This window comes from Pseudomonas floridensis (assembly GCF_002087235.1).
GTDB lineage: Bacteria > Pseudomonadota > Gammaproteobacteria > Pseudomonadales > Pseudomonadaceae > Aquipseudomonas > Aquipseudomonas floridensis.
On the sequence record NZ_MUIO01000181.1, the window covers coordinates 1 to 8,191 of the forward strand.

The following is an 8,191-nucleotide window of genomic DNA, read 5'->3' on the forward strand; positions in this document are numbered from 1 at the left end:
CTTGTCCACGAAGAGGCCGATGCTCTCTATGAAGATCCAGCGGCTGAAATATAGCCTTCGCGGACAAGTTGGCTCCCACGATCTGATCTGCGTGCTTCCCTGTGGAGCGAGCTTGTTCGCGAAGACTGACGGCAAAGCGCGGTCTAGCGCGGTCTAGCGCGACAGCGGCAGGCTGGTGGTGGATTTGATTTCCGACAGCGCCACGGTCGAATTCACTTCCTGAATCCCCGGCACCAGCGACAGTTTTTCGAAGAAAAAGCGTTCGTAGGCCTCGATATCCGGGGTCACGATACGCAACAAAAAGTCGACTGAGCCCATCAGCACGTAACATTCCAGCACTTCGGGAAAACCGCGGATCGAGTCGGTGAACTCCGTGAAGTTGGAGCGGCCATGCGCATTGAGCTTCACCTCGGCAAATATCTGCGTGTTCAAGCCGATTTTCTTGCGGTCCAGCAAAGACACCTGTCGACGAATCACGCCCTCATCTTTCAAGCGCTGAATCCGCCGCCAGCACGGCGACTGCGACAGACCGACCTGCTCGGCAATCTGCGAACTGGACAGCGACGCGTCCTCCTGAAGCAACGCCAGGATTTTCCGATCATAGGCATCCAGCTCGACAGACATAAACAATTCTCCAGAAACCTTGGTCACACATTAATAAGTCCAAAATAACTTAAATAGCTCGCGTATAGACCAGATATTTCACTTTGTGCATGCAAGAATTTCTCTCACTCGTACAGGAGAGCCCAGCATGACCAACCTCGAAACCGTCCGCACTCCCGCGCACCGCTCCGACCACTGGTCATCCAGCAGCCAGACCTGCTGTGTGCGTTATCAGATCCTGGCCGAGGCAGAGCCTGCGCTGTTGTGTCAGGTGCTGAACCTGTTCGCGCTGCAGAACCTCACGCCCAGCCATCTGGAAGCGACCCGGCAGAACGGGTTGCTGGCCATCGATGTTCAGGTCGACGGGTTGAGCTGGCACCGGGCGGGTGTCATTGGCGAAAAAATGCGCAATTTGATCGACGTCTGCTCGGTCGAGCTGAGCCTGCTCGAATCCCTGCAGCCCCCGGAAACCTTCGTCTCGCTGGCTGCAGGCTGAGTACGCGGCAGGTCATGCGGAAATTCCCGGTCGCATACAAGGCCCAACACTGGCACGCTTGGCAGCTAGTCTTGTTCATCTTCCGATGATGAACTGCCTCAAGGAGCGTGCATGGCATCCCTGGCCCCCTCTTCACAGGATCGCTGGCTCGACCTGAACGATGTACTCCGTGATCTGGTAGCTCAAGGTCTGATCGGCCAGGATGACGCCGAAACCGCGGTTACCCAGCGTCGCAGCGCGGTGAACATCCAACTGCACCCGCTCGAGTTTCTGGCGGCCCAGCAGTTCGATGATCTGAAGCGTCCCGGCAAGAAACTCGATCTCGAAACCCTGACCGCCTGGCTGGCCAACGCCAGCGGCCAGCCGTACATGCGCATCGATCCGCTGAAGATCAATGTCGCGGCGGTCACGCCGCTGATGTCTTACGCATTTGCCCAGCGTCACAAGATTCTGGCCGTGGCCGTCGATCGCGAATCCGTGACCATCGCCAGCGCCCAACCTTACGTACGCTCGTGGGAAGCCGACCTGGCTCATGTGCTGAAATTGCAGATCAAGCGGGTGGTCGCCAACCCGGCGGACATTCAGCGCGTCGCCGTCGAGTTTTTCAGGCTGGCGAAGTCGGTCAGCGGGGCCAGCGCCACCGAGCAGAAAGTCAGCAACATGGGCAACTTCGAGCAGCTGCTCAAACTGGGCGCCAGCGATCAGGAGCCCGACGCCAACGACGCGCACATCGTCAACATCGTCGACTGGCTGTTTCAGTACGCTTTCCAGCAACGCGCCAGCGATATCCACATCGAACCCCGTCGCGAACAGGGCACAGTGCGTTTTCGCATCGACGGGGTGCTGCACAACGTTTATCAGTTCCCGGCGCAGGTGATCATGGCGATTGTCAGTCGCCTGAAAAGCCTGGGACGCATGAACGTTGCGGAAAAGCGCAAGCCTCAGGACGGTCGGGTCAAGACGACCACGCCGGAAGGCGGCGAAGTGGAACTGCGCCTGTCGACCCTGCCCACGGCATTCGGCGAAAAAATGGTCATGCGGATTTTCGACCCTGAAGTGCTGCTCAAGGACTTCGATCAACTTGGCTTTTCCAGCGACGATCTACGCCGCTGGCAGGAAATGACCCGGCAGCCGAACGGCATCATTCTGGTGACCGGCCCGACAGGCTCCGGCAAGACCACCACGCTGTACACCACGCTCAAGAAGCTGGCGACCTCAGAGGTCAATCTCTGCACCATCGAAGACCCGATCGAGATGGTCGAACCTGCGTTCAATCAGATGCAGGTGCAACACAATATCGACCTGACGTTTGCCAGCGGTGTGCGCGCCCTGATGCGACAGGACCCGGATATCATCATGATCGGCGAAATTCGCGACTTGGAGACGGCCGAAATGGCGATTCAGGCGGCGCTGACCGGTCACCTTGTGCTGTCGACGCTGCACACCAACGACGCGCCGAGCGCCATCAGCCGGATGCTGGAACTCGGCGTGCCGCATTACCTGCTCAAGGCCACCATCCTTGGCGTCATGGCCCAGCGTCTGGTGCGCACGCTGTGCCCGCACTGTAAGGCGCCGATCAACCTCAATGAAAGCGACTGGCAGACCCTGACACGTCCCTGGCAAGCGCCCGTGCCGTCCGGTGCGCATCAGGCAGTGGGTTGCGTGGAATGTCGCGACACCGGCTACCGAGGCCGCGCCGGGGTCTACGAGATCATGGTGATGTCCGACGCAGTGAAATCGCTGATCAGTGCCGATCTGGACCTGACGGCCATGCGCCGCCAGGCTTTCAAGGAAGGCACGCGCAGCCTGCGCTTGTCCGGTGCGCAGAAAGTCTCGGCGGGATTGACTACGCTTGAAGAAGTATTGCGCGTGACGCCGCAAAGTGAACAGCGCTGAAAACGCTGTTCCAGAGCGCTTGGGAAACAGTGCCGGCGAAGTTGCGCCGCGCCTAAAGTGAACAAGCTGGTACATTTATTGAACTAGTAGGTCACTCAGGCTATCCAACCCGTCAGAACAACCACAGTTGGAGTACCTCACCATGCGTCTCAAGCTTGCTGTCGCCACCGTAGCCTTGCTTTCCATCCCGATGGGTTCAGCGATGGCTGACTCCTTCTGGCGTAACGTGATTTCCTCGGGTGCCACTACCGGCTCGACTTACCTGACCTTCAAGGATCACAAGCTGATCGTCGCAGCACAGGACGATGCAGGCAGTTTTGTCGCCAGCGAAGGCAGCATCCGTGGACCGTTCCTGGAGGCTGCCATTCAGCAGGTTCGTCAGGACAATCCGGGTCTGAAAGCCACGGACATGGAACTGGCCAACGCGATCCTGGACAAGAACCTGGTTGCTGAAAACCAGTAATCTGCGTCCATGAAAAATGCCGCTTGATTGAGCGGCTTTTTTTTGTCCGACCGTTACTCGCCGATGGCGCTCTTGTAACCGTCAGCGTCCAGCAGCTTGGCCAGATCGCCTTCAGCGCTGGCAGGCTTGAGCTTGAAGATCCATGCGGAGTAAGGGTCGCTGTTCAGGCTTTCAGGCGCATCGCCCAAAGCTTCATTGACCGCAATCACGTCGCCTGCAACCGGCGAGTAAATGTCCGAGGCGGCCTTGACCGACTCGACCACACCTGCCGCCTCACCGGCAGCGAAGGTTTTGCCGACTTCCGGCAGCTCGACGAAAACGACATCGCCCAGTGCTTCCTGTGCATGGTCCGAAATACCGACAGTAATCGTACCGTCGGATTCTAGACGCGCCCATTCATGACTTTCGGCGAAACGCAGTTCGGCGGGAATATTGCTCATTTAGTCATCCTCAACATCGGGTCAGCGGAAAACCCGCCAGATTAGGTTAGATCAGGGCTTTACCATGACGCACAAACGCTGGCTGCACGACCCGCACCGGATACCACTTGCCGCGGATCTCCACTTCGGCGCGGTCGGCGGTGGCCATCGGCACGCGTGCCAGAGCAATCGACTTGCTTAGCGTAGGAGAGAAACTACCACTGGTGATCTCACCTTCGCCAATTTCTGCGATGCGTACCACCTGATGAGCCCTTAACACGCCGCGCTCTTCCAGTACCAGACCGACCAGCTTGTAGGCAATTCCATTGGCTCGCTCGCGCGCAAGCGCATCGCGCCCGATGAAATCACGCTCGGCCGGCTCCCAGGCAATGCTCCAGGCCATGTTCGACACCAGCGGCGATACATTTTCGTCGATGTCCTGACCATACAGGTTCATGCCCGCTTCCAGACGCAGCGTGTCGCGGGCGCCCAGGCCGATCGGCGAAATACCTGCGCCGACCAGATCATTGAAGAAGCCCGGGGCCTGCTCGGCGGGCAGCATGATTTCCAGTCCATCCTCGCCGGTGTAACCGGTGCGAGCAATGAACCAGTCAGCGCTGTCGTGTCCTTCGAAAGATTTGAGCTGACGGATGAGATCGGCACGCGCACTGGACACCAGTCTGGCGACTTTCTCACGGGCCTGCGGCCCCTGAATGGCCAGCATCGCCATTTCGCTCCGTTCGACCAGTTGCACATCGAATCCTTCGAGTCGCGACTGCATCCAGGCCAGGTCCTTGGCACCGGTGGCGGCGTTGACGACCAGACGATAGCCGCTGTCAGTGAGGTAGACGATCATGTCGTCGATGATCCCGCCATGGCTGTCGAGCATGGCGCTGTACAGCGCACGACCCGGTGTTTTCAGCCGGTCGACGTCGTTAGCCAGCAAATAGCTCAGCCAGGCCTTGGCCTGACTGCCGGCCACATCGATCACGTTCATATGAGAGACATCGAAGACCCCACACTCGCGGCGCACCTGATGGTGTTCCTCGACCTGCGATCCATAATGCAACGGCATGTCCCAGCCACCGAAATCGACCATCTTCGCGCCAAGTGCGAGATGCAGGTCAAAAAGGGGGGTACGCTGTCCCATGGGTTTCTCCTTCCGGGCGTGGCGAAGGTGCGGGCAGACACATCACGGCAAGCCCCCCGTTGAATCGGAGTTTGCAGCAAAGACAGCGGACCGAATTGTCTGACAGACCGCACCAATTGCGGCGCATTGTAGCCGCAAGGTGCAGGCCCCGCACCTAGCTAATCTGCCGGGCCGAGCGCCGAATCAGCCCGATGACGGGCAACAGACCGACCAGGACCAGCGTCAGGGCGGGCAACGCGGCGCGCGCCCACTCGCCTTCGCTGGTCATTTCGAAAATGCGCACGGCCAGCGTATCCCAGCCAAACGGGCGCATCAGGAGGGTTGCGGGCATTTCCTTGAGCACATCGACGAACACCAGCAACGCCGCACTCAAGGCTCCCGGAACCAGCAACGGCAGGTACACGTTGAGAAACAACTTTGGTCCACTGACGCCCAGACTGCGTGCGGCTTCAGGCAATGACGGGCGAATACGCGACAGGCTGTTTTCCAGCGGACCGAACGCGACCGCAATGAAGCGCACCAGGTACGCCAGCAACAACGCCGACAGACTGCCCAGCAACAGTGGCTTGCCTGCACCACCCAACCAGCCCGACAGCGGTATCACCAGATCGCGATCCAGATAACTGAACGCCAGCATGATCGACACAGCCAGCACCGAACCCGGCAGGGCGTAACCCAGATTGGCCAGACTTACGCCCGAGCGGATCGCAGGCGTAGGCGCCATGCGCCGGGCGAACGCCAGCACCAGCGCAGCGCTGACGGTGATCACGGCCGCCATGACGCCCAGATAGAGCGTGTGCAGGATCAGCCCGGTGTAACGCTCATCCAGATCGAAGCGCCCCCGCTGCCAGACCCAGACAATCAGCTGCAGCACGGGTACGACGAACGCGCACAAGAACACCAGACCGCACCAGCCGCAGGCCATCCACGCCTTGATGCCGCGCAGGTGATAAAGCGCCTTGCCACGCGGTCGCTCGTTGGTCGCACGGCTGGCGCCTCGCGCGCGCCGTTCGCCGTAAAGCAGGACCAGCACCGCCAACAGCAGCAGGCTGGCCAGTTGCGCTGCGCTAGAGAGGCTGAAGAATCCGTACCAGGTCTTGTAGATTGCGGTGGTGAAGGTGTCGAAATTGAACACCGAGACCGCGCCAAAGTCGGCCAGGGTTTCCATCAGCGCCAGTGCCACGCCAGCGCCAATCGCCGGACGCGCCATCGGCAGTGCCACACGCCAGAAGGCTTGCAACGGTGATTGGCCGAGCACCCGCGCCGCTTCCATCAGCCCCTTGCCCTGCGCTAGAAACGCGGTGCGCGCCAGCAGGTAAACGTAAGGGTAGAACACCAGCACCAGTACGACGATCACCCCTCCGGTTGAACGCACCCGAGGCAGGCGCAGGCCGGTGCCGAACCATTCGCGCATCAGGGTTTGTACCGGCCCGGAAAAATCCAGCAGCCCGACGAACACGAAGGCCAGAACATACGCTGGAATCGCAAAGGGCAGCATCAACGCCCAGTCCAGCCAGCGCCGCCCGGGGAACTCGCACAGACTGGTCAGCCACGCCAGACTCACGCCCAGCAGCGTCACCCCCACACCGACACCCGCCACCAGAATCAAGGTATTGCTCAGCAGCCGGGTCATCTGGGTGTCGAGCAGGTGCGACCAGATCTGCCGGTCAATGCTTTCCCACGAGAGCAACAACACGCTCAGCGGCAACAGCACCAGCGCGGCGATGGCAAAAACGAGGGGATACCAGCGGCGTTGGGCAGGATGGGCCAAGGGCTTCTCGAAGTCAGTGAAGGAGTCGTGATCAGGCCGACGCTCTGCGCATGCGGAGCGTCGGATGATCAGAGCGACGTTCGCGGCGTATTAAATCAATTCCAGCCCGCACGATCCATCATGCGAATCGCCTCTGCCTGACGCTTGCCCGCCACTTCGACCGGAATGGTATCGGCCTTGAACGTGCCCCAGCTCGCGACCTCTTCGGACGGCGCCACGTTCGGGTTGGCCGGGAATTCCTGGTTGACGCTGGAGAAGATCTTTTGCGCTTCGGGACCGGTCATCCACTCGACCAGCGCCTTGGCGGCGTCGGGGTGCGGTGCATGTCTGGTAAGGCCGATGCCGGACAAATTGACGTGCACGCCCCGGTCGGTCTGGTTCGGCCAGAACAACCTCACCGCCAGATCCGGGTTCTGCTTGTGCAAACGGCCGTAGTAGTAGGTGTTGACGATGCCTACATCGCATTGACCGGCATTGATCGCTTCCAGCACGGCGATATCGTCGGAGAAAACGTCTGTGGACAGGTTGTTGACCCAGCCCTTGAGGATCTTCTCGGAAGCTTCGGCGCCGTGGGTTTCGATCAGCGTGGCGGTCAGCGACTGGTTGTAGACCTTCTTGGCCGTGCGCAGGCACAGGCGGCCTTCCCAGTTCTTGTCCGCGAGGGCTTCATAGGTGGTCAATTCGGCGGGTTTGACCCGGTCGGTGGAGTAGGCAATGGTCCGCGCACGCAGGCTCAAGCCGGTCCAGCCGTGAGTGGACGAGCGATATTGCGCAGGAATGTTGGCTTCAATGACCGGCGAGGTGAAGGGCTGGAGAATGCCCATCTGTTCGGCCTGCCAGAGGTTACCGGCATCGACGGTGAGCAGCAGGTCCGCCGTCGCGTTCTCACCCTCGGCCTTGATGCGCTGCATCAGCGGCGCCTCCTTGTCGGTGATGAACTTGATCTTCACGCCAGTCTTGGCGGTGTAGGCATCAAAGACCGGTTTGATCAGCTCGTCGATCCGAGAGGAGTACACCACCACTTCGTCGGCAGCCTGAGCGGTGCTGGCCAGTAAAGTCAGTGTCAGAGCCGCCAGAAGACGCTTGCTTGCCTGCATGAAGGTGTCCCGCGTTCGCAAATGAGGCGAAATGGTAGTGAATCCCATTTGCTATCTCAATCGACGCGACGGTGGAGGAGTTACCGGATGTTGCAGAAATTCAAGATGCGGGTTTTGGGACATGCTTTTATGCCCCTGAACCAGCGCGTTGTCAGCGCAAATACCGGCCCTGGAGCTGACTTTGTTCACGAACGTCATGAAGATCCAGCGGCTGAAATATAGCCTTCGCGGACAAGTTGGCTCCCACATGGGGTAGCGTGGAGCTGTGCACAACCTGTGGGAGTGGACTTGTCCAC

Annotated in this window: 9 protein-coding genes; 4 read left to right on the forward strand and 5 right to left on the reverse strand. The window is 59.9% G+C overall.

Going from position 1 to position 8,191, the window contains the following annotated elements; all coding sequences use genetic code 11:
* Nucleotides 1-153: 153 nt before the first annotated feature.
* A complete protein-coding gene (locus BZK31_RS27750) occupies nucleotides 154-624 on the reverse strand; it encodes an Lrp/AsnC family transcriptional regulator (RefSeq protein ID WP_083186378.1) in 471 nt (156 codons plus the stop codon).
* Between the two features lie 127 nt (nucleotides 625-751).
* Between BZK31_RS27750 and BZK31_RS27755 the strand changes: the two genes are divergently transcribed.
* The 3 genes from BZK31_RS27755 (at nucleotide 752) to BZK31_RS27765 (ending at nucleotide 3,458) form a co-directional block, all read left to right on the forward strand.
* A complete protein-coding gene (locus BZK31_RS27755) occupies nucleotides 752-1,099 on the forward strand; it encodes a hypothetical protein (RefSeq protein WP_083186379.1) in 348 nt (115 codons plus the stop codon).
* A 111-nt stretch (nucleotides 1,100-1,210) separates the two neighbouring features.
* Complete coding sequence (gene tfpB / locus BZK31_RS27760; RefSeq protein WP_083186380.1) at nucleotides 1,211-2,995, forward strand: type IV pilus assembly ATPase TfpB; 1,785 nt, start codon at nucleotides 1,211-1,213, stop codon at nucleotides 2,993-2,995.
* Between the two features lie 142 nt (nucleotides 2,996-3,137).
* A complete protein-coding gene (locus tag BZK31_RS27765) occupies nucleotides 3,138-3,458 on the forward strand; it encodes a DUF2388 domain-containing protein (protein ID WP_083186381.1) in 321 nt (106 codons plus the stop codon).
* 53 nt (nucleotides 3,459-3,511) lie between these two features.
* Here BZK31_RS27765 and gcvH read toward each other — a convergent pair whose 3' ends face one another.
* From gcvH to BZK31_RS27785, 4 genes are all read right to left on the reverse strand, one after another.
* Entirely contained in the window at nucleotides 3,512-3,898 is a 387-nt protein-coding gene (gene gcvH / locus BZK31_RS27770; protein WP_083186382.1) for a glycine cleavage system protein GcvH, read from the reverse strand.
* A gap of 46 nt (nucleotides 3,899-3,944) precedes the next feature.
* Nucleotides 3,945-5,027, reverse strand: a complete 1,083-nt coding sequence (gene gcvT, locus BZK31_RS27775; RefSeq protein ID WP_083186383.1) for a glycine cleavage system aminomethyltransferase GcvT — start codon at nucleotides 5,025-5,027, stop codon at nucleotides 3,945-3,947.
* 154 nt (nucleotides 5,028-5,181) lie between these two features.
* A complete protein-coding gene (locus BZK31_RS27780) occupies nucleotides 5,182-6,798 on the reverse strand; it encodes an ABC transporter permease (RefSeq protein WP_083186384.1) in 1,617 nt (538 codons plus the stop codon).
* 95 nt (nucleotides 6,799-6,893) lie between these two features.
* Nucleotides 6,894-7,895, reverse strand: coding sequence for an extracellular solute-binding protein (locus tag BZK31_RS27785; protein WP_083186385.1), 1,002 nt, complete (start codon nucleotides 7,893-7,895; stop codon nucleotides 6,894-6,896).
* Nucleotides 7,896-7,982: 87 nt separating this feature from the next.
* Between BZK31_RS27785 and BZK31_RS30320 the strand changes: the two genes are divergently transcribed.
* Entirely contained in the window at nucleotides 7,983-8,117 is a 135-nt protein-coding gene (locus BZK31_RS30320; RefSeq protein ID WP_279628826.1) for a hypothetical protein, read from the forward strand.
* Nucleotides 8,118-8,191 lie beyond the last annotated feature (74 nt).